Source organism: Nonomuraea sp. NPDC000554, assembly GCF_040300065.1.
Classification (GTDB): Bacteria; Actinomycetota; Actinomycetes; order Streptosporangiales; family Streptosporangiaceae; genus Nonomuraea.
Map to the genome: position 1 here is coordinate 15,374 of NZ_JBEPDC010000018.1, position 20,850 is coordinate 36,223.

General features: G+C 68.2%; 22 protein-coding genes and 1 pseudogene. 9 read left to right on the plus strand and 14 right to left on the minus strand.

Features of this window, described 5'->3' with window-relative positions; all coding sequences use genetic code 11:
- Positions 1 to 689: 689 nt before the first annotated feature.
- Positions 690 to 2,147 carry an Ig-like domain-containing protein gene (locus ABT294_RS30195; protein ID WP_350809683.1) on the minus strand — a complete coding sequence of 486 codons (1,458 nt, stop codon included), beginning with the start codon at positions 2,145 to 2,147 and terminating at the stop codon, positions 690 to 692.
- Between the two features lie 531 nt (positions 2,148 to 2,678).
- Here ABT294_RS30195 and ABT294_RS30200 point away from each other — a divergent pair.
- From ABT294_RS30200 to ABT294_RS30215, 4 genes are read left to right on the plus strand one after another with little or no spacing between them, the layout of a single operon-like run.
- Positions 2,679 to 4,985, plus strand: coding sequence for a sensor histidine kinase (locus tag ABT294_RS30200; protein ID WP_350809684.1), 2,307 nt, complete (start codon positions 2,679 to 2,681; stop codon positions 4,983 to 4,985).
- Positions 4,985 to 5,416 (plus strand): roadblock/LC7 domain-containing protein, encoded by a 432-nt coding sequence (locus tag ABT294_RS30205; protein WP_350809887.1) that lies wholly within the window; start codon positions 4,985 to 4,987, stop codon positions 5,414 to 5,416. The genes ABT294_RS30200 and ABT294_RS30205 overlap by 1 nt, the downstream gene beginning before the upstream one ends.
- Entirely contained in the window at positions 5,413 to 5,805 is a 393-nt protein-coding gene (locus ABT294_RS30210) for a DUF742 domain-containing protein (protein WP_350809685.1), read from the plus strand. The genes ABT294_RS30205 and ABT294_RS30210 overlap by 4 nt, the downstream gene beginning before the upstream one ends.
- Entirely contained in the window at positions 5,786 to 6,385 is a 600-nt protein-coding gene (locus ABT294_RS30215) for a GTP-binding protein (RefSeq protein WP_350809686.1), read from the plus strand. Before ABT294_RS30210 ends, ABT294_RS30215 begins: the two co-directional genes overlap by 20 nt.
- Positions 6,386 to 6,497: 112 nt before the next feature.
- Here ABT294_RS30215 and ABT294_RS30220 read toward each other — a convergent pair whose 3' ends face one another.
- The 7 genes from ABT294_RS30220 to ABT294_RS30250 form a co-directional block, all read right to left on the minus strand.
- The gene (locus ABT294_RS30220) at positions 6,498 to 7,136 is read right to left on the minus strand and encodes an ATP-binding cassette domain-containing protein (protein WP_350809687.1); all 639 of its coding nucleotides are present in this window, start codon (positions 7,134 to 7,136) and stop codon (positions 6,498 to 6,500) included.
- A 19-nt stretch (positions 7,137 to 7,155) separates the two neighbouring features.
- Positions 7,156 to 8,505 carry a bacteriocin-associated integral membrane family protein gene (locus tag ABT294_RS30225; RefSeq protein WP_350809688.1) on the minus strand — a complete coding sequence of 450 codons (1,350 nt, stop codon included), beginning with the start codon at positions 8,503 to 8,505 and terminating at the stop codon, positions 7,156 to 7,158.
- The gene (locus ABT294_RS30230; RefSeq protein WP_350809689.1) at positions 8,475 to 9,068 is read right to left on the minus strand and encodes a hypothetical protein; all 594 of its coding nucleotides are present in this window, start codon (positions 9,066 to 9,068) and stop codon (positions 8,475 to 8,477) included. Before ABT294_RS30230 ends, ABT294_RS30225 begins: the two co-directional genes overlap by 31 nt.
- 151 nt (positions 9,069 to 9,219) lie before the next feature.
- A complete protein-coding gene (locus tag ABT294_RS30235; protein ID WP_350809690.1) occupies positions 9,220 to 9,594 on the minus strand; it encodes a lactococcin 972 family bacteriocin in 375 nt (124 codons plus the stop codon).
- 511 nt (positions 9,595 to 10,105) lie between these two features.
- The gene (locus ABT294_RS30240; protein ID WP_350809888.1) at positions 10,106 to 11,005 is read right to left on the minus strand and encodes a M23 family metallopeptidase; all 900 of its coding nucleotides are present in this window, start codon (positions 11,003 to 11,005) and stop codon (positions 10,106 to 10,108) included.
- A gap of 457 nt (positions 11,006 to 11,462) precedes the next feature.
- On the minus strand, positions 11,463 to 11,873 hold the full coding sequence (locus tag ABT294_RS30245) for a type II toxin-antitoxin system VapC family toxin (RefSeq protein ID WP_350809691.1): 411 nt from the start codon (positions 11,871 to 11,873) through the stop codon (positions 11,463 to 11,465).
- Positions 11,870 to 12,190: a type II toxin-antitoxin system Phd/YefM family antitoxin gene (locus ABT294_RS30250; protein ID WP_350809692.1), complete on the minus strand. Its 321-nt coding sequence runs from the start codon at positions 12,188 to 12,190 to the stop codon at positions 11,870 to 11,872. Before ABT294_RS30250 ends, ABT294_RS30245 begins: the two co-directional genes overlap by 4 nt.
- Before the next feature lie 121 nt (positions 12,191 to 12,311).
- Between ABT294_RS30250 and ABT294_RS30255 the strand changes: the two genes are divergently transcribed.
- The 3 genes and pseudogenes from ABT294_RS30255 (at position 12,312) to ABT294_RS30265 (ending at position 13,799) form a co-directional block, all read left to right on the plus strand.
- Complete coding sequence (locus ABT294_RS30255) at positions 12,312 to 12,518, plus strand: GNAT family N-acetyltransferase (protein WP_350809693.1); 207 nt, start codon at positions 12,312 to 12,314, stop codon at positions 12,516 to 12,518.
- An 18-nt stretch (positions 12,519 to 12,536) separates the two neighbouring features.
- Positions 12,537 to 12,872 (plus strand): annotated as a pseudogene (locus ABT294_RS30260) (GNAT family N-acetyltransferase); the annotation flags it as partial.
- A gap of 75 nt (positions 12,873 to 12,947) precedes the next feature.
- The gene (locus ABT294_RS30265) at positions 12,948 to 13,799 is read left to right on the plus strand and encodes a DUF72 domain-containing protein (RefSeq protein WP_350809694.1); all 852 of its coding nucleotides are present in this window, start codon (positions 12,948 to 12,950) and stop codon (positions 13,797 to 13,799) included.
- An 18-nt stretch (positions 13,800 to 13,817) separates the two neighbouring features.
- On the opposite strand, the gene ABT294_RS30270 is transcribed toward ABT294_RS30265, so the two are convergent.
- The 6 genes from ABT294_RS30270 to ABT294_RS30300 all read right to left on the minus strand — a co-directional run bounded on the left by ABT294_RS30270 (position 13,818) and on the right by ABT294_RS30300 (position 18,946).
- A complete protein-coding gene (locus ABT294_RS30270; protein WP_350809695.1) occupies positions 13,818 to 14,534 on the minus strand; it encodes a C39 family peptidase in 717 nt (238 codons plus the stop codon).
- Positions 14,535 to 14,594: 60 nt separating this feature from the next.
- Positions 14,595 to 15,938: a hypothetical protein gene (locus tag ABT294_RS30275; RefSeq protein WP_350809696.1), complete on the minus strand. Its 1,344-nt coding sequence runs from the start codon at positions 15,936 to 15,938 to the stop codon at positions 14,595 to 14,597.
- A 79-nt stretch (positions 15,939 to 16,017) separates the two neighbouring features.
- Positions 16,018 to 16,806, minus strand: a complete 789-nt coding sequence (locus ABT294_RS30280) for an ABC transporter permease (protein ID WP_350809697.1) — start codon at positions 16,804 to 16,806, stop codon at positions 16,018 to 16,020.
- On the minus strand, positions 16,737 to 17,429 hold the full coding sequence (locus ABT294_RS50885) for a hypothetical protein (protein ID WP_502912163.1): 693 nt from the start codon (positions 17,427 to 17,429) through the stop codon (positions 16,737 to 16,739). Before ABT294_RS50885 ends, ABT294_RS30280 begins: the two co-directional genes overlap by 70 nt.
- Positions 17,426 to 18,358 carry an ABC transporter ATP-binding protein gene (locus ABT294_RS30295; RefSeq protein ID WP_350809700.1) on the minus strand — a complete coding sequence of 311 codons (933 nt, stop codon included), beginning with the start codon at positions 18,356 to 18,358 and terminating at the stop codon, positions 17,426 to 17,428. Before ABT294_RS30295 ends, ABT294_RS50885 begins: the two co-directional genes overlap by 4 nt.
- Before the next feature lie 129 nt (positions 18,359 to 18,487).
- Complete coding sequence (locus ABT294_RS30300; protein ID WP_350809701.1) at positions 18,488 to 18,946, minus strand: GNAT family N-acetyltransferase; 459 nt, start codon at positions 18,944 to 18,946, stop codon at positions 18,488 to 18,490.
- 151 nt (positions 18,947 to 19,097) lie between these two features.
- On the opposite strand from ABT294_RS30300, the gene ABT294_RS30305 reads away from it, so the two are divergent.
- Both ABT294_RS30305 and ABT294_RS30310 read left to right on the plus strand, forming a co-directional pair.
- Positions 19,098 to 19,694: an RNA polymerase sigma factor gene (locus ABT294_RS30305; protein ID WP_350809702.1), complete on the plus strand. Its 597-nt coding sequence runs from the start codon at positions 19,098 to 19,100 to the stop codon at positions 19,692 to 19,694.
- On the plus strand, positions 19,687 to 20,838 hold the full coding sequence (locus tag ABT294_RS30310; RefSeq protein ID WP_350809703.1) for a CU044_5270 family protein: 1,152 nt from the start codon (positions 19,687 to 19,689) through the stop codon (positions 20,836 to 20,838). The genes ABT294_RS30305 and ABT294_RS30310 overlap by 8 nt, the downstream gene beginning before the upstream one ends.
- Positions 20,839 to 20,850: the final 12 nt, after the last annotated feature.

Below are 20,850 nucleotides of genomic sequence, written 5' to 3' on the forward strand. Positions count from 1 at the left end.
ATCCGTCAAGATCGTCCTCTTACCAGAGGCCCCGTTGAGCCTTCTGCCACGATCATCGTTACCCATGCCATCACGACCGCCGAAGGCGTCGGCCACCTCCCGGCAGGTTCTGTTCGAACTCGTCGACGCGGTCCTCGCCGACAGCACAGCCACCCAATACAGGCCGCGGGATCTGCCGTCGCGGGCGCGCCCGGCTGCACTGTCAGCCGGTGATGAGCTTGACGGAGTAGCCCAAAGTGGTTCCTGGACCTCGTAGGCCGCAGTCTGGGCGTACTGGACGAGAGTATCGCCGGGATTGTTGACGCCCCCGTCCGCGTGAACCAGCGGTCTCAAAGGGAACATCGGACGTGGTCGGCGCTTGATCACCGGTCTGCAACGGGGTTGCGGTTTGGGTCGCAGACCAGGGCGATCCAGAGCCGCGCGATCGTCGCGACGCAGGCTTGGGCGACGGTGTGGTCACGACCTTTGCCGGTGTCCTCATCGTGCTGTTTCGGTGGTCTGGTTGGGTGTCGCAAGAGGCGCAGCACGTCGCGCTGATCCGCTCCATTCGGGTTTCACCGTGCGTGGCCGGGTGATCGACCGCCGCGCGGCTTCCGGCGCTCGGACCTGGCGGGCCTGCGCTCCGGGTCCGCCTGGGATCGGGCAACGGGGGGCTTGGCCGGCGTGCGGTGAAGGGGTGTCCCGGGACGTCACTTGGCTCGACGCGCCCCCTGGGGTCCCGTGCTCTTGGTCATGGGCAGGCAGGGCGGCGTTTGGAAGACCACGCCGTCCAGGAAATTTCCGGCCGTCGGGGTGCCCCCCGCAGCCGACACCGACTCGAAAGCGAATCGTGTGGTGGTCTGTCCCGGAGGTACGACATACACCCCGGTGTAGAGGCGCCAGGCGGTGTTGTCGTCGGAGATGTCCGGGGAGGAGGCCCCGGTAGGGATTTGAGCCACGGTCGCGCCTGGTGCGCCGATGAGCACCCGCATCACGTCGGTGCCGAGGCGGCCTCGGTGATACAGCGACCAGGTCATCGGTGTTCCGGGAACGGTGGGCAGGTCCTGGTAGAGGGTGGAGACCTGGTTGGCGTTGAGTTCGGCGAACTGCTGGCCGTCAGCTGCCGGGACCCCGCTGGCGCCGCCCCGCCAGAACTCCAGCTTGTTGTCGGTGGCGGTGGTGTGCCAGCCGACGCTCGGGTTGGTGGAGGCGTCGGGGATGGACCAGTCGGCTATGGCCACAGGTGGTGTCTCGAAGCTGCCGTTGACCAGGTTGACCGGTTTCCAGGGACAGGTGACGGTGATGGTGACCGTGGCGGTGCTGGTGCCACAGGCGGTGGTGATGGTGTAGGTGAAGGTGTCGGTGCCGCTGAGGCCTGCGGGGGGCGTGTAGATCACGTTGCTGCCGGAGATCGTCGCGGTGCCGTTGGCGGGCTGGGTGACGCTGGTGATCGTCGGCGCGGTCGCGGTGTCGTTGGCCAGGACGGGCACGCTGACGGCTGTGTCCTGCTTGGTGGTGGCGGCGTCGTCGGTGGCCCTGGTGGGCGAGATGGACTGTCCGTTGACGATCTGGATCGGGGGCGCGGGTGTGTTGTTTCCGAGCTGGCCCGGGGCGGCGATGACACTGCTGATCCCGGTCGGCCGGATGGTCATGCTGCCCCCGACGGTCCCTTGCCTGACCCGGAAGGTGATGACCTTCGCAGGGGGATCGGACTTGGTACCCGTCGAGGTGATCGACAGCGTGTTGCCGCTGATGGCGCCCGTCCCGGACTGGCTGATGACATCGGCGTTGGCCAGCAGGGACGACAGGTCCCACATGGTGGTGTATCTGGTGACCAGCAGCGGCCACTGGGCCGTGCGGTGCGTCAGCGTGAGGGTGAAGGTACTGCCCGGTGCGATCTGTCCGCCCCACAGGGACGGGGAGGTGTCGACTGAGACCGACCCGCTGCCCAGCCTCATGCCGAGTGCGTTCTTCCAGTAGTAGCTGACGGGGTAGGTCGTCTGCCCCTGCCGGACGCACGGCGTGCCGGCGGCTCGCGTGACAGGCTGCCGCACACTACTGGCGGCGTGCGCCGCGCTACCGGTCGCCATCTGCGTCCCCGATGCGGCCAGCATCGCCAACAGGGCGCAGGCCAGCGCGGTGAGTGCGGACCCGGGTCGTTGTGGCATCAACACTGAACTCCACTCGTAGATCGACTTCACAGCGCACGTTACTCTGAGTATTCGATGCGATGCACTAAGTGATCTTCGTGTCGCGCCCCGACGGCCGAGTGGCGAGCTCGCTGGCCGAGTCCGGCGACGCGACCCGTCGCCGTCCAGGACAGCCTGAACAGGTAGGACGACGGCGCGCAGATTCGGCGGAATGGGTGCATATGCCCCATGAGGTGATAGATCGGTCGAAGCACTCCGCTGGGGCCGCTTGCTGGACCGCGACGTGCGAGAGTGCCCCGCAGCAGGGCCGGCGAAGCGGGGGGTTTCGGGCCAACTGCTCTATGGCTACTATCGGGCCACTAATCGCCTAGTTTGGCGCTCTTCGTCATGGGCGCACCGATCTGTGAGGAGAGTGTCCTGCACGTGGCTGGATGGGGCCGGGTCGGGCGACGACGAACGAGGACCGCGGGCGACGGGAACGGGTTATCAGGGTCAGCCGGCGGCGGGCCGCCGCGAGTGGCCGGTGCCCGCCGACTGCCCTTGCGTACCGTGCTGATCATCATCGTGTTCGTCCCGAGCATGACGTTCACCCCGCTGCTGGGTTCGGGCATGTACCAGCTGGCCACTCAGTGGCAGGCGGAGAAGGCCCAGATGGAGCTGGCCACCAACACCGTCGGCAGCCCTGCGGCCGACCTGTTCTTCAGCCTTGACGAGGAGCGAAAGCTCACTGCGGAGGCGCAGGCCGGCGCGCGAAGCACCTCTCGCGAAAGGCTTGTCAAGCAACGCGCGGTGACCGATCAGGCCGTGAACGCCTTCCGTCCCCTGGTAACCCTGGACACCAGCAACGGACAGGAGGGGCTCAGCGACGCCATCGCCCGGACCGAGCGCGGCCTCGGCCTCCTCGACCAGCAGCGCCGGGCGGTGGACGCCGGTTGGGCCAGCGAGCAGGAGGCGTTCGACTACTACAGCGGCGTCCTTGAGTCAGACCTCAGCGTGTTCACCGTCCTCAGCGAGACCGATCACAGCGAGGTGAGCAGTAAGGCGCAGACGCTGGTCGACATCTTCTGGGTCGTCGACATGATCGGCCGCGAGGACGCCATTCTGGCCCGTGGCTGGGAGAAGGGGCACCTGACGAGGGAGGAGTACGGCCTGGTCGCCGACGCCATCGGCACCAGGAAGCACCTCCTCCAGTCCCGGGTGATCCCGAGTCTCGTGGGCAACGAGACCCAGTACAGAACGCTGACGACCAGCAAGGCGTGGCATACCATGACCGCGCTGGAGGGGCGGCTGGTCGCCTCCGGGGTCAGCGCCGAGACCAACCAGGTGAAAGTCCGCGCGGACGGCCCCGCGTGGCGCTCTTCGGTGGACGTGATCAACCCGCAACTGCTGGAACTGCTCAGCCTCCGGCTCGAGAGCGTCAACAGGATCGGTCACAGCCACGCCAATCAGCTCTTCGTGGTCTTCATCAGTGTCGCCGGCGTGGGCGTGCTCGCCTTGGGCCTGGTCATCGTCACCAGCTGGCGCCTCACCGCCATTCTTCGCCGGCGCATCCGCCACCTGCGCGAGGATGCCCAGGAACTCCAGGAGCGGCTGCCCGACGTGGTCGCCCGGCTGGGACGCGGCGAGGACGTCGACGTGGACGCGGAAGTACGCATGCTCGAGCCCACCCCCGACGAGCTCGGCGAGCTGGGCCAGGCCCTCAACCTGGCCAGTCGCAGCGCTGTCTACACCGCCGTACGGCAGGCCGAACAACACCGTGGCTTCCAGCGCATGCTCCAGCGCATCGCCCGCCGTACCCAGATCCTCATCGGCCTTCAGCTGAAGAAGCTGGACGAACTGGAACGCAGGCACGAAGATCCCGAGGTGCTGGAGGGCCTGTTCGACCTGGACCACCTCACCGCTCGGCTGCGCCGCTACGAGGAGAACCTGGTGATCCTCGGCGGCGGCCAGCCGCAGCGTCGCTGGCGCAAGCCGGTACGCCTGCTCGATGTACTGCGCGCCGCGCAAGGCGAGGTCCAGGACTACCGACGGATCTCGATCGAGGTCGAGGGCGAGCCCTGGGTAGCCGAGCGCGCGGTGGGATCGCTGGTCCACGTCCTGGCGGAACTCATGGAGAACGCCACCGCCTTCTCCAAACCGCCGACCCCCGTCGAGGTGCGGGCCGCACGGGTCAGCCGCGGCCTCGCCGTGGAGATCGAGGACCGCGGTCTGGGCATGGAACCCGAGCAGTACGCCGCCGCCAACGACCTGATGCAGTCGCCGGCGGAGCTCGACGTGATGACCCACGCCGACGACGTGCGTCTCGGCCTGTACGTGGTCGCCCGGCTCTCCGCGGGCCTGGGCCTCCAGGTGGAACTGCGGCCGTCGGCCTTCGGCGGCACCCGTGTCATCGTGCTGCTTCCGGATCCGCTGGTGGTGGACCGCCCCCGCGCGGTGCCCGGGCCGGCCACGCTTCCCGAGGAAGTTCCCCAGAACCCCACCGGTCCGCAGCCCCGCCCGCAGGAACCGGCCTACGAGGACGGGCAGTTGCCGACTCGCTCCAGGGGACGCGCGATGGCATACGTAACAGCACCCGCCGCCGGATCATCGGATCGGGACGACACACCCCTGTCGTCCGACCGCCGGCCGCTGCCCCAGCGGGTGCGCCAGGCCAACCTGGTTACGGAGCTCAGAGTCCCGGCGGACAGGGCTGAACAGACCGACCAGGAGACCTGGGCCGCACGCGACCAGCCCAGCCGATCCAGTGCCACGATCGGCGCGTTCCAGAGGCAGTCCCGCAGGCGTCGGACCGGTGACGACGCCCTCCAGCCGAACGGATCCCCCGAGCTCGGCTCTCCTACGACGGAAGATCGATGATGACGCAGCGAACCACCGCCACCGACACAGACCTGGACTGGCTCCTGGACGGCCTGGTCGATCAGGTCGCGGGCACCCGGCACGCCATCGTGCTGTCCGACGACGGCCTGGTGATCAGCCGGTCCCAGACCATCGAACGCTCGGACGCCGAACGCCTCGCCGCGATCGCCACCGGCCAGCAGAGCCTGGCTCGCGGTGTCGGGCAGCTCTTCAGCGGCGGACCGGTGCAGCAGGTCATCATCGAGATGGCCGACCTGTGGCTGTTCGTCACGGCGGCGGGCCGCGGCACCCATCTGGCCGTGGTCGCGTCCCAGGAGGTCGACGCCGAACTGATGGCCGTCGCGATGCACACCCTGATCCAGCAGGTCGGCCAGAAGCTGGGAACCGACACGCGTGCCCCGCAGGCCGATGACGCGGGCAGACGCGGATGAAGCACTGGACGGAGGGCTTCGACGACGATGACGCCGACGAGTCCCTCGTTCGTCCCTATACGATCACGGGCGGACGAACCGTCCCCGAGCGGGACGACCTGACGCTGATCACCCTGGTGACGGCGATCTCCGAGGTCTCTTCGGAGCACGGCCTGCGAAGGATGCAGCCGGAGCACCGCACCATCCTCGCTCTGTGCAAGCGTCCCCTGGCGGTGGCCGAAGTCGCCTCCGCGTTGAACCTCCCGGTGTCAGTGACCAAGATCCTCATCGGCGACCTGCTCGGGGCCGGTCAGCTGCGCGCCCGGCCACCGCTGGCCTTCGCACAGGCAGGCGGCCTTCCCGGTATGAAAATCCTTGAGGCGGTGAGGGATGGACTACGCAACCTCTGACTCCGGGGATGCTGCTCCCCTGGCAGTGAAGGTCCTTATCGCCGGTGGTTTCGGCGTCGGGAAGACGACCATGGTCGGCGCGGTGAGCGAAGTCGCCCCGCTACGCACCGAGGAGTACCTGACCCATGCCAGCGTCGGCGTGGACGATCTCGAAGGGCTGAGCGGCAAGTCCACCACTACCGTCGCGCTGGACTTCGGGCGCATCACCATCAACAGCGAACTCGTGCTCTACCTGTTCGGCACCCCTGGGCAGGAACGCTTCTGGTTCATGTGGAACGACCTCGTCAACGGAGCGATGGGCGCGGTCGTCCTCGTCGACACCCGACGGCTGGACGTGAGCTTCGCGTCGATCGACTTCTTCGAGAGCCGCGGGATCCCCTTCGTCGTCGGCGTCAACTGCTTCCACGGCGTCAGGGACCGGACACAGGAGGAGATCCGCAAGGCACTCGATCTCGATCCGCAGGTGCCGCTGGTGCTCTGTGACGCCCGCGACCGGACGGCGGGCCGCGATGTGCTGCTGGCGCTCGTCGACCACCTGATGGCCGCTCAGTCTCGCACCGCACCGCACCCCGTGGCCTGACCGGGCCGTCCCAGGCTGCCAACGAGGCCGGTGGCCCGCTCCATGCCTCGCGAAGGGCATGGCAGTCGCCGGACCTGCTGCCAGCGGTCGCTGGGAGGTGGGCGCCGGTCGCCTAAGTCCCATGGCGCGGGGCGCCGATCTCGAAGGTGGCATCGCACCTGCCGTGGATGTAGTAGCTGTGGGTGGCGATGATCACGGTGCATCCCGCGTCGCTCATCCCCCGCAAGGTGTCGAGGACCATGGCGGCGTTGTCGCTGTCAAGAGCGGCTGTCGGCTCATCGGCCAGGACCAGGGACGGCCGCTTGACGAGCAGGCGGGCGAGCGCGACGCGTTGCTGTTCACCGCCGCTGAGGTGATGAACCTTCTCCTTCCCACGCCCGGTCAGGCCCACGCGTTCGAGCGCGTCATGGTAGCGGGAACGCCGATCCCGCCGGGCCGTGACCGCGATCTCAAGGTTGTCGGCCACCGTGGCGTTCTCGACGAGTGCGTAACTCTGGAACAGGTAGCCGAGGACGTCGCGACGGAAACGACGTCCTGCCCTCCTGCCGAATCGGGTGATGTCCACGTCCTCGTACAGGATCTGCCCGCTCGTCGGTGATTCGAGCAGGCCCACGCAGTTGAGGAGGGTGGACTTGCCCGCCCCGCTGGGTCCGGTTACGGCCAGCATCTGGCCGCCGGGGACGGTGAGGTTGAGGTCTGACCACAACGTGCGGCGACCGAAGGACTTGGACAGGCTCTTGACGGTGATCACGGTTCGGCTCCCGGCTTGCTCAGACATCGGCGGCGTGTTCGGTGACGATGCGGCGGTGGGCGAGACCGAGGGCGGCCACCAGCAGGGCCGTCGCCAGCACGGCCACCCCAGCGGCGGGAGCCAGCTCCCACCAGTTGGCCGGCAGCAGGTCCGGCGGTGGGGGAACCCCCTGGTCGGTGAACTCTCTGGCGGCCGTGAGCCTGGTCCAGTTGTCCCACCCGACCCAGGCCAGGATCGCGATGGCGACGAGCGCATCCACAACGAACAGCTTCCGGTGGATCGCGCAGAACGACCAGCCGCTGATGTGCTTGGCGAAGATCGCCTGGGCGTTCTTCCGCGCGTAGATCACGCACACCCCGACCCCGGTGATGAACAGCACCGCCAGGGCCGCCGTCAGATTGAGCACGCTGATCCACAGCTTGTGGACGGATTGCGTGCGGTCCGCGACGGCGCGCTGGGCGACCGGGATCATGCCGGCGATCTGTTCTTCCGGCACCTCTCGCCCGACGGCGGCCAGCACGTCCCGGGGATTCTTGAAGACGATCCCGTCCTGCGTCGCCCGCGCCGAGTAGTTGCGATCAGAGACGAGAGGCGACCCGTTGGGAATGACGACGAGTACCGGATCGCGCAGCAAGGATCTGTCCAGCGGGAGTCCGTCCGGCCCTTCGCCCTCGAACCCCCGGGGCCAGACGCCGAAGGTGAAGACCGTCTGGCCGTCCCTGGCCCATACCTGGTCCACCCCGGCCTGCAGCACCCTTCTCCCCTCGTCCGCGGGGTTGATCGCCGACGGGACGTTCCGGGTGATGACACCGGCATGATCGCGCAGCTTCTCCGGCACGATCACACGCACCCGGCCCCGGGGATCCGGGCCGTACCGCCTTCCCGACGGGTCCAGGATCGGCTGCTCGGCGAGGAAGGTGTCGTTGACGAACAGCAGATCGCCGTGCGGAACCCTCGCCCCCGGAGACCCGAACTGCTCCAGCGGCCACCGGAAGACCGCGATGACCTGCCCGCGCTTGTCGGCCCCGCGCAACCACCGGCCGACCTGCTCAAGCATCTTCTCGCCTGCCTCTTGCGTGCGGCTCCCGGGAAGAGCGATGTAGGTCGCCTCACCCAGTGCGGCGAAGTGCTTGCTGCTCTCCTGCCTGCACGTGATGTCCTGCCCGAACACCACAGTGGTGCCGCCGACGACGAAGACGAGCAGCGCGGCGGCGATCCGGACCAGGTAGGCGCTCGCCATCGCAGGGCCGGGTGCCACCTCCCCCTTCAGCCCGCGGAGAATGTCGCTGCGGGTCACCAAGGCGAGCGCGCCGAGGTGGGCGATGAGGGCCAGCAGGCTCAGTACACCCGCCAGGCCGCCCGCGACCACGGCGAACAGCTCCAGGCGAGCGAATGCCTCGCGCCCACGGTCAGCACCACGCTGAGCGCCGCGACGAGAAAGGCCGGTCCCAGCGGAGGCAGCGCGTAACGGCTGATGCGAACGCCGAGTCCGATGGGCTGAACGACGTCGCCGGTGAGGCCGAGTTCGGCGAACTCGGCGCGCAGCGCCTCAACCGAGCCGCTGGGACCGTACACCTGGTACATGCCCCTCGGATCGGGAAGGCCGAGCTGTTCGAACGGATGGGTTTCGATGCGGGTGAAGCGACCGAACGAGAAGAACCCACGCCGGAGCCAGGACGCGGGAGCGGATCCGGGATCGCCCGCGGCGACGTAGAGATGCAGAAGTCGATCCGGATCCCGGAAGTCGTCGACCTCCCGCACGATCGACACACGATGGTCACGTGCGAAGGAGGTGACCATCCGTGCGGTCTGGGCGCCGCTCGCCGCGCCACGGGTGTCCTGGATCCAGATCGTGGCCGTCTCACCCAGCGTCGGCTCCTTGTCGAGATCCTGCAGCACCAGGAACGCCAGCAGCACCGAGACGGCGAGCATGACGACAGAGACGAGCTTCACGCCGTGGTGACGCATGGGAGGTGCATCTCCTCGAACCTAGACGTCGTTCACTGATGCGTAGGGGTGACGTTTCCACGTCACCCCTACGGTGTGCTCACTCAGACAGGCTGAGCAACGTGCTCACCGAGACTCAGCAACTGCCGGTGTTCGTCCAGTACGCCTTGATCCCGGCGCTGCCGTCCCTCCAGACCTTCGACTGCGACCAGTTCCCCGCGCGGATGTCGTGGTCGACGTTGTAGTGGTGGCCCGACGATGTGGACGAGCCGTGGCACTTCTTGTTGTGGAGGTAGTCCGACCAGCCGTTGGAGGCGTGGGTGCCGAAGTTCCACGTGCCGCCGCCGACGTTCTTGATGGACTGGATACTCACGTCGCCCGGGTTCATCATCACCGATCCCTCGGTGGGCGTGTCGGTTCCCCCGTCGGCCACGGCGGCGCTGACCCCGCCGAGCACAACCGCGCCGACTGCGGCGGCCATCACCAGGCCGCGCTTGAGCGTCTTTCGCATGGAGATCCTCTCCCTTGATACGGACATGCCATGCCCACCGGGCAGGGGGAGCACGCTGAGGGCCCAGCTGAGCCCGAGTGCGGCAGCCGTCCGGCGGCGTCGCGTTCGGCCTCTCTCCGGGTCCAACCCCCGTTCCCGCCACCTCCAGGGGGCCGCAGTGGCCCACCAGAAGCACGGGATCTTCCGGAAAGCACTCGGCGCTGCGGCATCTCGCCCAAGCCGGGCGGACCGTACCCGAACTGCAGGTGCGCCGAGGTGAGAGAAAGATAGGACCGGGGTTGTTGAGGATGCGTTGAGGGTCTGCCCCGGCGCGATCCGTACCGACATCGACGGCAAGACTCTCCTGCGCGCCATGGGCGGCCGCCCCTGAGGAAGAGGGGTCGCAGGGTCCACCCAGGCCGAAGGCCACTACCCGTGATCGGGTAGTGGCCTTCGACGTCTTGTGTGGCTGAGAAGACCAGTCGCTGGAAGAACGCTTCCACGGCTCCTTCAGCGACCGACCGTCACGCTCTTAACCGCAGTGTTCGAAGGGGCTGGTGTACGAGCTGCTGCCGACCGAGCCGCCCCACCTGACGCATTGACTGGCCGCGTTGCGCTTGACCGGCCCCGCGTAGTAGTCGTAGCTGCCCGAGTCGGTCGTCCTGCTTTCCCCTTGCGGCTCCAGGAAGGCCGACGTCGACGACGGCGAGCCGAGGTTCGTCGTCTTCAGCGTCACGACGCAGTTGTCGCCGTTGCCCGAGTTGTAGAGCAGGTAGGTGCGACCACCAGTGAGGCCGGCGGAGTCGATGACGGCGAAACCGCTGCCGCAGACCTCCTCAGGGGTGTAGGGGTTGCCGCTGCAGGTGTTGGTGCTGGTGATGGCCTTCTTCTCGCCCAAGGACACCGTCACGCCGTCTACGGTCGGGCTGGTGTCCACCGCACCGGTGGAGGTCCGCTGTTCGTAGTGCAGGTGCGGAGCGGTGGAGCCGCCCGTCGAGCCGACAGTCCCGATCGTGGTGCCCTGGCTGACCGTCATCGAGCTGCCGGCCGACCTGACCATGGTCGCGAGGTGGGCATAGCGAGTTTTGGTGCCGTCACTGTGACGGACCTCTACCCACTTGCCGTAGCTCGTGCTTCCCGCGTCGGAGAAGTACGCGGTGCCCGCAGCGGTGGCACGCACGGTTTCACCGTTGATGTCGTCGCCCCCGTAGTCCTGCCAGTCGATGGCACCCGACGGGCTGTGGCCGGGGGACCAGTTGTTGGCATAGAAGGTCTTTCCGCAGTTGAACGGGCTCTTGTGCGACACGGCCAGGGCGCTGGTGCCCTGCGCTGAGGCGGCCTGGGGAATCAGCGCGGCCGCGAGGGTGACTAACAGGGCAGTGATCGTGGATCTGAGGGTCTTCGGCCAGGTCGGCCTGCTGGTTGTGGGCATGCTCACCTCTCTGAAGGTGTGGGGGGTGCGGTTGAGCGCCCAGCTCCTTGATGTCGATGAGCCCTGTGGCGACGGAACTACGTTGGCGGCATGGTGATCAACCTCGCCGGAAGGGGAATGCCGTCGTCGGGGGACATTTCGACATCTCACCGCCTATGGGGGAGGACGGGTTGATCGTGAACATATCCCTGAAAGTTCTCTTCATCAATCTCTGTGACATGAAATTTTGCGGCTCTTAGGGCTCGGCGTTGGACCCGAACCGGCCACTGAGGGGCATGCCTTTATGCACGCCCAAAATCATCGATTTTGTCGCCTGATATCCGGCCCGGCTCCGCTCGGCCGCGCCTCACCGGACAGGCGGTCACGACGACGGCGGACCGGCGAACTGCTCTGACGCTGCCCGGATTCCCTCGGACAAGCGGATCGCCGCTGCTGAGCGTGACATTGAGGAGGCCGGTCAATGTGGGCGGGTGACCGGGACCACGGTGAGGAGGTGGTCGAGGCCCTTGAAGTCCTTCGGATTGCAGGTATAGAGGGGCAGCCGGTTGGCGATGGCCACGCAAGCGATCATCAAGTCCGCTGTTCGGGGGCGAGGCTTGCGGCCTGAGGCGATGACGGCAGTCCACAACTGGCCGTACTCGCGGGCTGCGGTGTCATCGAAGGGCAGCGGATCGAACTCGGCCTCAACGGTCTGCAGGATCTTCATCCGTTGAGCGAGTTCCTGCGGCCCGGTGGCCACCAGCACACCGACGGAGAGTTCTGCCGTGGTGATGGCGCTGATCATCATCTCGTCGGGCAGTTCGTCAGGGTCTATGCCCGCCCGCAGAATGAGGATATTGGTATCGAGCAGGCCTTGGGCGTGGGTCATTCCTCGTCCTGCGCGAACTCACCTCGGGCATAGGCGCGATCGTAAGGGTCGTAGAGGTCGTCGTTGACGTGGTGGTCCATGTCGTCGCGATACTTCCTGTCGTCCAGGACAGGCATCCCTCGGGAAACAGCGGCGAACTCCGCTCGCGAGACGGCCCGGCGTCGGCGGCGGATGGGAACGAGGTCGCCGATGTGGTGACCGTTGCGGGTTACGGCGTATCGCTCCCCTCGTTCCAAGCCGTCCATGATCTCGGCCGAGCGGTTGCGCAGGTCCCGCTGGGAGATCTGGTGCGAGGGGTCCGGTTCGGGAGTGCTCACTCCTCAAGCGTACAACGTGTGCTATCGAGTGCTACTGCGTAGCACGAGCGTAGGGACGGTGACGACCGCCCCTTGAGGGCACCCCCGTCAGGGATGCCTGACGGGGCTCTACGATCTACGCATGAGCAACCGGAGCCTGGCGGCCGAAGAGCTGCGGACTGCCCGACTGTCGCTGCGGCGTCCGACCGAAGCCGACATCGATGCGATCTTCGAGATCCACAGCGACGCCAGAACCTGCCTCCACAATCCTTCCGACGCCCTCGCCCAGCGGGACGAGGCGGTGGCGCTCTACCAGCGCTGGAACGCCCAGTGGGAGCGTGACGGATAGGGGTACTGGGTCGTCCGGCTCCACGGTGCCGACCCGCAACTGGGGTTCTGCGGGATCAAGCCGATGGAACTGAACGGCATGAAGGTTCTCAACCTCTTCTACCGCTTCGCCGCGTCGGCCTGGGGTCAGGGCTTCGCCGGGGAGGCCGCGACGGCCGTCACCACCTGGGCATCCCAGCACGTTCCCGACATTCCACTGATCGCGCGGGTCCGGCCGGCCAACCTCGCCTCCCAACGCGTGGCGGTCCGTGCCGGTCTGTCCCGGGCGGAACATCTCGACGAAGCCGGAGAGGACGGCCTCGACTGGGTCTACACGACGGACGGCGGTCAGCGTTCTGGGGCGCAGGTGTCCTGATCGCCCAGTTCGTCGAGCTCGGCTTCCCCGCCGTGGTGTGTCCACCGCTGACGGCTTTGGATAGCGTCGAGGGTCATGCGGCTTCATGTGGGATGCGCGATGTGGACTCACGCGCCATGGCAGGGACGCTTCCTCCCCCATCCGCTCCCTCCCGGGGAGCGCCTGCGGGCCTACGCGACCTGGTGCAACGCGGTGGAGGGCAACACGACGTTCTACGCGACGCCGGCGAGGAGCACGGTCGAGTCGTGGGCGCGGCAGACCGGCCCCGACTTTCGTTTCGTGGTCAAGCTGCCCAAGTCGATCACGCATGAGCGCCGCCTTTCCGGCGTCGACGAGGAACTCCGGTCGTTCCTGGACACGATCGAGCCGCTCGGGACGCGGGCGCACGCTCTCTGGGTCCAGTTGCCGGGCTCTTTCACCCCGGCCGACCTCGGCGTCCTGGCGGGCTTCCTGCGCGGGCTGCCCCGCTCGTACCGGTACGCCGTCGAAGTCCGCCACCGCGCGTTCTTCGACGACGCGCGGTCCGAGGGGCTGCTCGAAAGGGTTCTCGCCGGCGCCGGCGCCGAGTGGGTGCCGTTCGACACGACCGCGCTCTTCCAGACCCCGCCGACCAGCGACGCCGAACGAGACGCGTGGACGAAGAAGCCGCGGGTCCCGCGTCGATCGTCCGCTCTGACCGACCGTCCGATCGTGCGCTACATCGGCCGGGACGCCACGGAGCGCACGATCGAGGGCTGGCAGCACTGGGTCGGCACGGTCACGGAATGGCTGCGCGACGGCCGCTCGCCGACCGTGTTCGTCCACACCCCCGACAACGCCGACGCGCTGATGCTCGCCCGCCGGTTCCACGACGAGGTGCGAGCCCGGCTGCCCGGGATCGAGCCGCTGCCCGAGCCCATGCCGGCCGAGCCGCTGACCCTCTTCTGATCCCGCAGGGGCGACGTCTCAGAGCTTGGAGATGTAGTACATGTTGCCGCCCGGCTGGAGGATGCCGGCCAGGGTCGAGGCGCTGAGGGTGTGGGTGCCTCCGGTCGGCTTCCACGGGTCGTACACGGTGATCGTGTTCTTGAGCTTGTCGTAGCCGTAGGCGATGATCGCGTGGCCGACCTTGGTGCCCCTGACCTTGCCCTTGTTCCAGGGCAGCTGCTCCATCCACACGGCGAGCACCGGCGCCTTCTTCAGGTCGCCGATGTTCTGCGACACCCGCTTCATGAGCATTGCGGGGTTGCCGTCGGCGTCGGTGGGGATCGTGTACTGGTAGCCGCGCGGCTTGACGTAGGAGTTGATTACGGGAACGGCGTTGACGCCACTCGTGCCGGTCCTGGTGGTCTTCATCTTCCTGGCGAGGGTCGACTGGCTGACGTTGACGCCGAAGCTCGACAGGCTCATCGACGACGACGCGGGCACGCAGTAGTAGTTCGTCGCCTGCCTCTGCCCCCTGAGCGGGAGCGTGTACCTGGCGGGCGTGAAGAGCCCCTTGGGCGTCGCGCTGGTGGTCGGGGACGGCGTGGGGCTCGCGCTCGGAGTAGGAGTCGCGCTCGGAGTAGGAGTCGCCGGGGTGGTGGGAGACGCGTAGGCCGGTGTCAGAGCGGTGAACTGCAGGGCGCCCACGGTCGCGGCCACGGTGAGGGCGATGCTGGTTCCCGTCTTACACTTCTTCACTTGATCACTCCGCACTTGCACCAAAATACTGACAGTGGTCAAGGACCGTAGTTGATTAGGTCAAGACGGTGCAAATGAAGATTGATCAATCGAACGGACGGGCGCGTCCTGCCGGGAAGGCGAGCGGGTGCTGAGCGACAGGCCCAGCGTCAGGCAGACCAGCGGAATCGCCGGGATCACGTAACGCACGTCGTAGGCCGCCAGGAAGGGCGGGGAGACGATCAGCGCGAGCGCCGCGAGCCCGGGCAGCAGCGCGTCGAGGCGCCGTCTCACCAGGGCGGCCACCAGCGCCCCGACCAGGGCCGACATCAGCAGGGGGAAGGGGACGTAGCCGAACCGCTGGTAGGCGCGCAGCCATCCGGCGAACGGCTCGACGACCCGGGTGGCGGCCGGGCCCGCCTCGTACGACTCCGCGATGTCGCGCACCGAGCCGTTCAGCGGCCGCTCGGCCTGCGGGAACTTGTAGGGCGTCTTCTCGTCGGCGGCCGTGCGCTCCCAGCGCAGCAGCTGCTTCAGGTCGGTCGCGACCGAGCCCAGGTAGCCACCCGGCTGGGCGAGGATGGCCGCTCTGGCGAACTCTCCTGCGAGCTGGTTGCGGTTCGCGGAGCCGGGCACCTTGAGCAGCGGGGAGAAGCTCTCCCACAACCAGTAGGGCGGGTAGGGGCGCTGCTCCACCGGCATGTCGGGGCAGAGCACGGCAAGCCGCTCGGGAGGCTTGATCACGGCGCAGTCGGCGAAGCTCATGGTCCTGGACCACAGGAAGTTGCCGTCGGCCTCGGTCAGCCCGAACTTCCCCTTCTCCACCTTCGTCCAGGTGGCGTACGCGCCCAGGGGGATCGCGCCCGCCACGACCAGCGCCAGCAGCGGACGCCAGCCGTACCTTCTGAGCAGCAGGTACGCGGCGGTCAGGAGCAGCAGCGGCAGGCCGACCGTCCTGGTGATCCCGGCCAGGCCGAGCAGCATCCCACCGGCGGCGGCCGTCGCCGGGGTGACGCGCCACACGATGAGCACGATCGCGCCGGTCACCAGCACGATGAAGATCGCGTCCGCCATGATCATGTGTTCGAGCAGTACGAGGAACTCGTCGAACAGCAGCGGGGTGACCAGGAGGGTGGCCCCCCAGCCCGGCAGGCCGCGCCGCCGCAGCAGCGCGTAGACCGCCACCGCCAGCGCCAGGACCAGCAGGTGCTGCAGGACCGTCACCAGCGTCAGGCTGTGCGCGGGCCGGAGCAGCGCCAGGAGCAGGGAGTATCCGGACGGCCTGGTCGTTCCGGGCGCGAGTTCGGCGCGCAGGAAGGCGAACGAGTCGCCGTAGAAGAGCAACGCCGGCGGGAACCCGAGCACCGCGAGCAGTCGCAGCCCGATCGCGGGCACCAGGGCGATGACCAGTGCGCGATGAGCCAATGCGATGCCGCTTCCTCGTGTGAACCGGACTTCACCCTAGCCTCAGTGCTGCGCAGGGCTGTCACCGAGCAGGTCACGGCTAGCTGCCGACGCTGTGGTAGTGCCGGAGTTGGCGCTCCCAGAAGCGGTAGGCGAGGGTGAAGAGGGCGAGCCCCAGAAGCGGGCTCCCGTACGCCACGAGGACTGGCACGTTCAACGCCTCCGCCCTGCCCAGCAGGACGCTCGCCGGCACGTACGCGACGAAGGCCACCGGCAGCACGAAGGTCAGCAGCCACTGCGTGACCCCGCCGAACACGCTCATCGGGTACGAGCCGAACTTGCTGAACACGTCGTCCAGGAAGCCGCGCAGCGCGAAGGTCTCCAGCATGCGCAGCGACAGGGACGCCAGCGACAGGTGGACCGACGCCTCCACCAGCGCGCCGCCCACCACGGCCAGCAGCGAGAAGGCGATCATGCCGGGCGTCCAGGGCGGCGCCGCGATGAGCAGCAGGACGAGCCCGGTCAGCAGGTCGCCGACCTGGCCCACGCCCATGCGCTTGGTCATCACCTGGACGAGCGGGTTGAGCGGACGCAGCAGCACGCGGTCCAGTTCGCCCTCGCGTACCAGCCACTCGATGCCGATGAGGCTGCTCAGCGGCAGCATGCAGAGTGCGTGCGCCGTCAGCCGCAGGCCGTACAGGAAGGCGATCTCGCGCAGGCTCCAGCCCGCCATCGTGGGGAAGGTGTGCATGACGACCCAGACGAAGGCGAAGCCGCTGCCCTGGTAGACCACGCCGGTGACGACGCCGATCAGCGTGTTCAGCCGGTACTGCACCGCGCCGCGCATGGCCGCCCGCTGCAGCCGCCAGTACAGGCGCAGAGTACGCATGACCTCAGCCACCGTTGATCACCACCCTGCGGTGCGCGCGCTGCCAGACCAGCCACAGCAACGCGGTCAGCGCGGTGATCCACGCCAGTTCGACCAGCACGGCCCGCAGCACGTCCGGGCCGGTCAGCCTGCCGACGTAGACGGCGGCCGGGACGTACCCCATGTACTGGAACGGCAGCGCCCGGGCGAACGCGCCGAGCGTAGCCGAGCGGCTGCGCGGTCGGCGTGATCGAGCCGACCAGCAGCACCACCGGGACGGCCGGCGCCATCAGGAGCAGCCCGCCCAGCGTGTGGCCCGCCTGGAAGGCGGCCAGCTGCGGCAGGTAGCCGGTCGGCCGGGACAGGTCGAAGAACACCGTGCCGGTACGGATCCGGAAGTGGGCGATGCGCGTGATGATCGGGGTGATGGCGAACGCCTGGAGGTTGGCCAGTGTCAGGTAGGCGAGCAGCGCCTCCAGCGTGAGGCCCTGAGCCTGCTGGCGCTCGCCGTACACGGCCGTCCACACCATGCGTAACAGGAACACCTGCGCGACCAGCGCAAGCACCGCCATCAGCACGTTGCTGCGGTAGGCGAACTGGTAGCGCAGACCGATGCGGGCCGTCCCGGCCAGCGAGCGGATCATCCGGCGCTCTCGGCGTAGATGCGTTTGAGCACGTCTTCCAGACCCGGTTCCTCGATCGACAGGTCGCGGATCGCGTGCTCGGCGGCGATCTGGCCGATCAGCGCCGGCACCGGCGTGTCGCCGGAGAGGTCGAAGGTGCGGGTGTCCTCGGCGGCTCCCGCGAGGTGGACGACCAGCCGCCGGGGCGGCGCGTACGCGGTGACGAGCGCGTCGATGCCGCCGTCGTACAGCAGGCGGCCCTTGTCGATGAGGATGATGCGCTTACAGAGGGCCTCGACGTCGGCCAGGTCGTGGGTGGTCAGCACGACGGTGGTGCGGCCGTCTCTGTTGGTGTCGGCGATGAACTCGCGCACGGCCTGTTTGGCGAGCACGTCGAGGCCGACGGTGGGTTCGTCGAGGTAGAGGATGGGCGGCTCGTACAGCATGGCCGCGGCCAGGTCGCCGCGCATCCGCTGGCCGAGGCTGAGCTGGCGTACCGGGGTGTCGAGGAAGTCGTCGAGGCCGAGCAGGTCGCGCATGCGGCGCAGCGAGGCGGTGAAACGGTCGGCGGGCACGTCGTACAGGTCGCCGACCAGGCGTAACGACTCGATCAGCGGCAGATCCCACCACAGCTGGCTGCGCTGCCCGAAGACCACGCCGACGGCGCGCGCGTTGGCCGTCCGGTCCCGCCACGGTACCCGGCCGTCGACCTCGACCAGGCCGCTGGTGGGGGTGAGGATTCCGGTCAGCATCTTCACCGTGGTGGACTTGCCGGCGCCGTTCGCGCCGAGGTACCCGACGACCTCGCCGCGCGGGATCTCGAAGCTGACGTCGTCGACCGCGACCCGCTCCTCGTACTGCCGGGTCACGAGCGTGCGCAGCGACCCGAGAACGCCCGGAAAGGTACGGGGGCGGCGAAAGACCTTCGTCAACGACTCAACCCTGATCATGGCGACATCATTCGTTCAGGCGGCCTTGTCTGGCAACTGCCTTCTGCTGATGCTGAACCAGCCCTCGGGGATCCTCGTGGTCGAGGCCAACGCCCAGGTCTACGGTCGCGACGGGGACCGCCTGTACCGCTACTTCTCGTCCAGGACGAGCATGACGTGCTCGTTCTCGCCGTGCATGACGGTCGCGGTGCGGCGGAAGCCGCATCTTTCCAGCAGCCGCACCGAGCCGGTGTTCCCGACGTACGGGTCGGCGTAGAGGGGGCGGGCCTTCTCCTGCTGTAGGAAGAGCGTGAGCGCCTTGGTGCCGACGCCGCGGCCCCAGAACTCGCGGCCGAACCAGTAGCCGATGAAGCGTTCGTCCTCCTCCCACCAGGCGATGATGTTGCCGGCCAGTTCGCCGTCGACGGTGACGGCCTGCACGAAGACGGTGGGATCGTCGAGGATCTTCGTGGTCCAGTGGGTCATGAAGCGCTCCCGCTCACGGGGAGGGAACTTCGACCGCCTGGCCGCCTCGGGATCCTGTTCCTGCTGGAAGAAGACCTCCAGGTCGGCCTCCTCAACGTCTCTCAGCTGCACATCGTTGCTCATGCGGGGCAGTCTGGCACCCGACCCCGACAGTTTCCACAGTCGGCTGAGGCGCTCGTAAGGCGACATTCACCGAAAGATCAGAAGAAAGTGTGAAGAGGGATCGGGGTTCCGGCGGAATAGAGGTGTAACCCACAGAAGGGACACCATGCGCATGGCCGCTCCCCCGGACGTGCCCGTGGCAGCCGATGACGCCGCGCTCATCGAGCAGTCCGGGCACCACCCGGAATCGTTCGCCGTGCTCTACGACCGCTACTTCGACGAGATACACCGGTACGTCGCCGGACGGCTCGGCACGCAGATCGCGGACGATCTGGCCGCCGAGACGTTCCTGGTGGCGTTCAGGAAACGGCAGACGTTCGACCCCGCCAGGGGCGCCGTGCGGCCCTGGCTCTACGGGATCGCCACCAACCTGCTCGCCCAGCACAGGAGGAGCGAGACGCGCAGGCTGGAGGCGTTCCAGCGGGCACCTGCCGGCGAAGTGGCAGACGACGGGCACGAGGACAGGGTGACGGCCAGGGTGGCCGCCGCGAACGCACAGGGGCGGCTCGCGGCGGCACTGGGACGCCTTTCTTCTGGCGACCGCGACGTGCTGCTCCTCGTCGCGCTCGCCGACCTCAGCTACGAGGAGGTCGCGCAGACGCTCGACATTCCGTTCGGGACGGTCGGCTCCCGGCTCAACCGGGTGCGCAAGAAACTCCGCAGAGCCCTGGGCGGCGTCAACCCCATGATCGGAGGGTTCGATGGATGAGCTGAACGGCAACCAGGCCGACGCGAACGAGCTGACCGCCGTGCGCGACCTCCTGTCCATGCCCGGCCCCTCGCCCGACGTCGTCGACTCCGGCCGGGCCAGACTCCTGGGGGCGCTGGCGGTCGGCGTACCGCGGGAAGAACCGGCCCGCAGGTCGCGGTGGTGGGCGCCGGTCCGCAACGGGCTGATCGGCGCGGCGGCGGCGGCCGCGCTGGCGCTCGCCGTGGCTCTGCCGTCCGGCTCGCTGGTACGGATCTCGCCCGATCCCGTCGTGTCCGGCCCGGCCGGGCCGTCCGCCAGGCAGATCCTGCTCGCCGCGGCGAGCGCCATGGCCAGGGCGCCGTCCGATGGCGCGTACTGGCGTACCAGGGTCGTCTCCGGGCAGCTGATCCTCTCCCCGGACCGCGGCTACGTCATCAGGCGCGAGTCCACCCGCGAGATCTGGCTCTCCAAGCAGGACGGCGGGCGGGACCGGTGGACGGGCCGCTACCTCGGCGCCGAACCGGCGACACCCCAGGACGAGACGGCGTGGCGGGCCGCGGGCTCGCCGAGCAGCTGGCAGTACCCGGCCGACGTGAGCGGGCTGGGCCGCGTCCCCTCCAAGGCGCTGGTGGAGTCGGCGCCCGGCGAGCCGCGGACCGGGCCGCACCGTGTCGGCTGGCGGAACGCGGACGGCATCCTGACCAAGCAACTCGTCAGCTGGAAGGCGCTGCGCTCGATCCCGAGCGACCCCACGCGGCTGCGCGCGTTCCTCGTGGCCCGCATCGCGCAGGAGTACGGCGCGTACGTCGGCCGCGAGATGGAGGCCGAACTGCGCGAGAGCTGTCTGGAGATCATCTCCGGGTTGCCCGTCTCGCCCGAGGCGCGGTCCTCGGCGTACCAGATCCTGGCCTCCATGCCCAGCATGAAGGCGGAGGGCGAGGTCACCGACCCGCTCGGACGCACCGGTCAGGCCCTGAGCTACCAGGTCGTCACCGACGGGCGGCTCAGCGACGAGCGGTTCGTGATCGACCCGGCGAGCGGGCTGCCGCTGGCCGTGGAGACGAAGAGCACCACCAAGGTCGCCGACGGACGGGACGTCGAGACCGGCACCTTCACCGCATACCAGGAAATCGGCTGGACCGACCAAACACCCACTCACTGATACGGAGTTCGA

Coding starts and splice junctions, on each gene's coding strand:
- ABT294_RS30310 (WP_350809703.1), top strand. CDS start 19,687: ATGGATGAGCTGAACGGCAACCAGGCCGACGCGAACGAGCTGACCGCC.
- ABT294_RS30305 (WP_350809702.1), top strand. CDS start 19,098: ATGGCCGCTCCCCCGGACGTGCCCGTGGCAGCCGATGACGCCGCGCTC.
- ABT294_RS30195 (WP_350809683.1), bottom strand. CDS start 2,147: ATGCCACAACGACCCGGGTCCGCACTCACCGCGCTGGCCTGCGCCCTG.
- ABT294_RS30240 (WP_350809888.1), bottom strand. CDS start 11,005: ATGCCCACAACCAGCAGGCCGACCTGGCCGAAGACCCTCAGATCCACG.
- ABT294_RS50885 (WP_502912163.1), bottom strand. CDS start 17,429: ATGATCCGCTCGCTGGCCGGGACGGCCCGCATCGGTCTGCGCTACCAG.
- ABT294_RS30235 (WP_350809690.1), bottom strand. CDS start 9,594: ATGCGAAAGACGCTCAAGCGCGGCCTGGTGATGGCCGCCGCAGTCGGC.
- ABT294_RS30295 (WP_350809700.1), bottom strand. CDS start 18,358: ATGATCAGGGTTGAGTCGTTGACGAAGGTCTTTCGCCGCCCCCGTACC.
- ABT294_RS30245 (WP_350809691.1), bottom strand. CDS start 11,873: ATGACCCACGCCCAAGGCCTGCTCGATACCAATATCCTCATTCTGCGG.
- ABT294_RS30255 (WP_350809693.1), top strand. CDS start 12,312: ATGAGCAACCGGAGCCTGGCGGCCGAAGAGCTGCGGACTGCCCGACTG.
- ABT294_RS30300 (WP_350809701.1), bottom strand. CDS start 18,946: ATGAGCAACGATGTGCAGCTGAGAGACGTTGAGGAGGCCGACCTGGAG.
- ABT294_RS30265 (WP_350809694.1), top strand. CDS start 12,948: ATGCGGCTTCATGTGGGATGCGCGATGTGGACTCACGCGCCATGGCAG.
- ABT294_RS30230 (WP_350809689.1), bottom strand. CDS start 9,068: ATGCTCGCCGTCTCGGTGCTGCTGGCGTTCCTGGTGCTGCAGGATCTC.
- ABT294_RS30210 (WP_350809685.1), top strand. CDS start 5,413: ATGAAGCACTGGACGGAGGGCTTCGACGACGATGACGCCGACGAGTCC.
- ABT294_RS30280 (WP_350809697.1), bottom strand. CDS start 16,806: ATGCGTACTCTGCGCCTGTACTGGCGGCTGCAGCGGGCGGCCATGCGC.
- ABT294_RS30215 (WP_350809686.1), top strand. CDS start 5,786: ATGGACTACGCAACCTCTGACTCCGGGGATGCTGCTCCCCTGGCAGTG.
- ABT294_RS30205 (WP_350809887.1), top strand. CDS start 4,985: ATGACGCAGCGAACCACCGCCACCGACACAGACCTGGACTGGCTCCTG.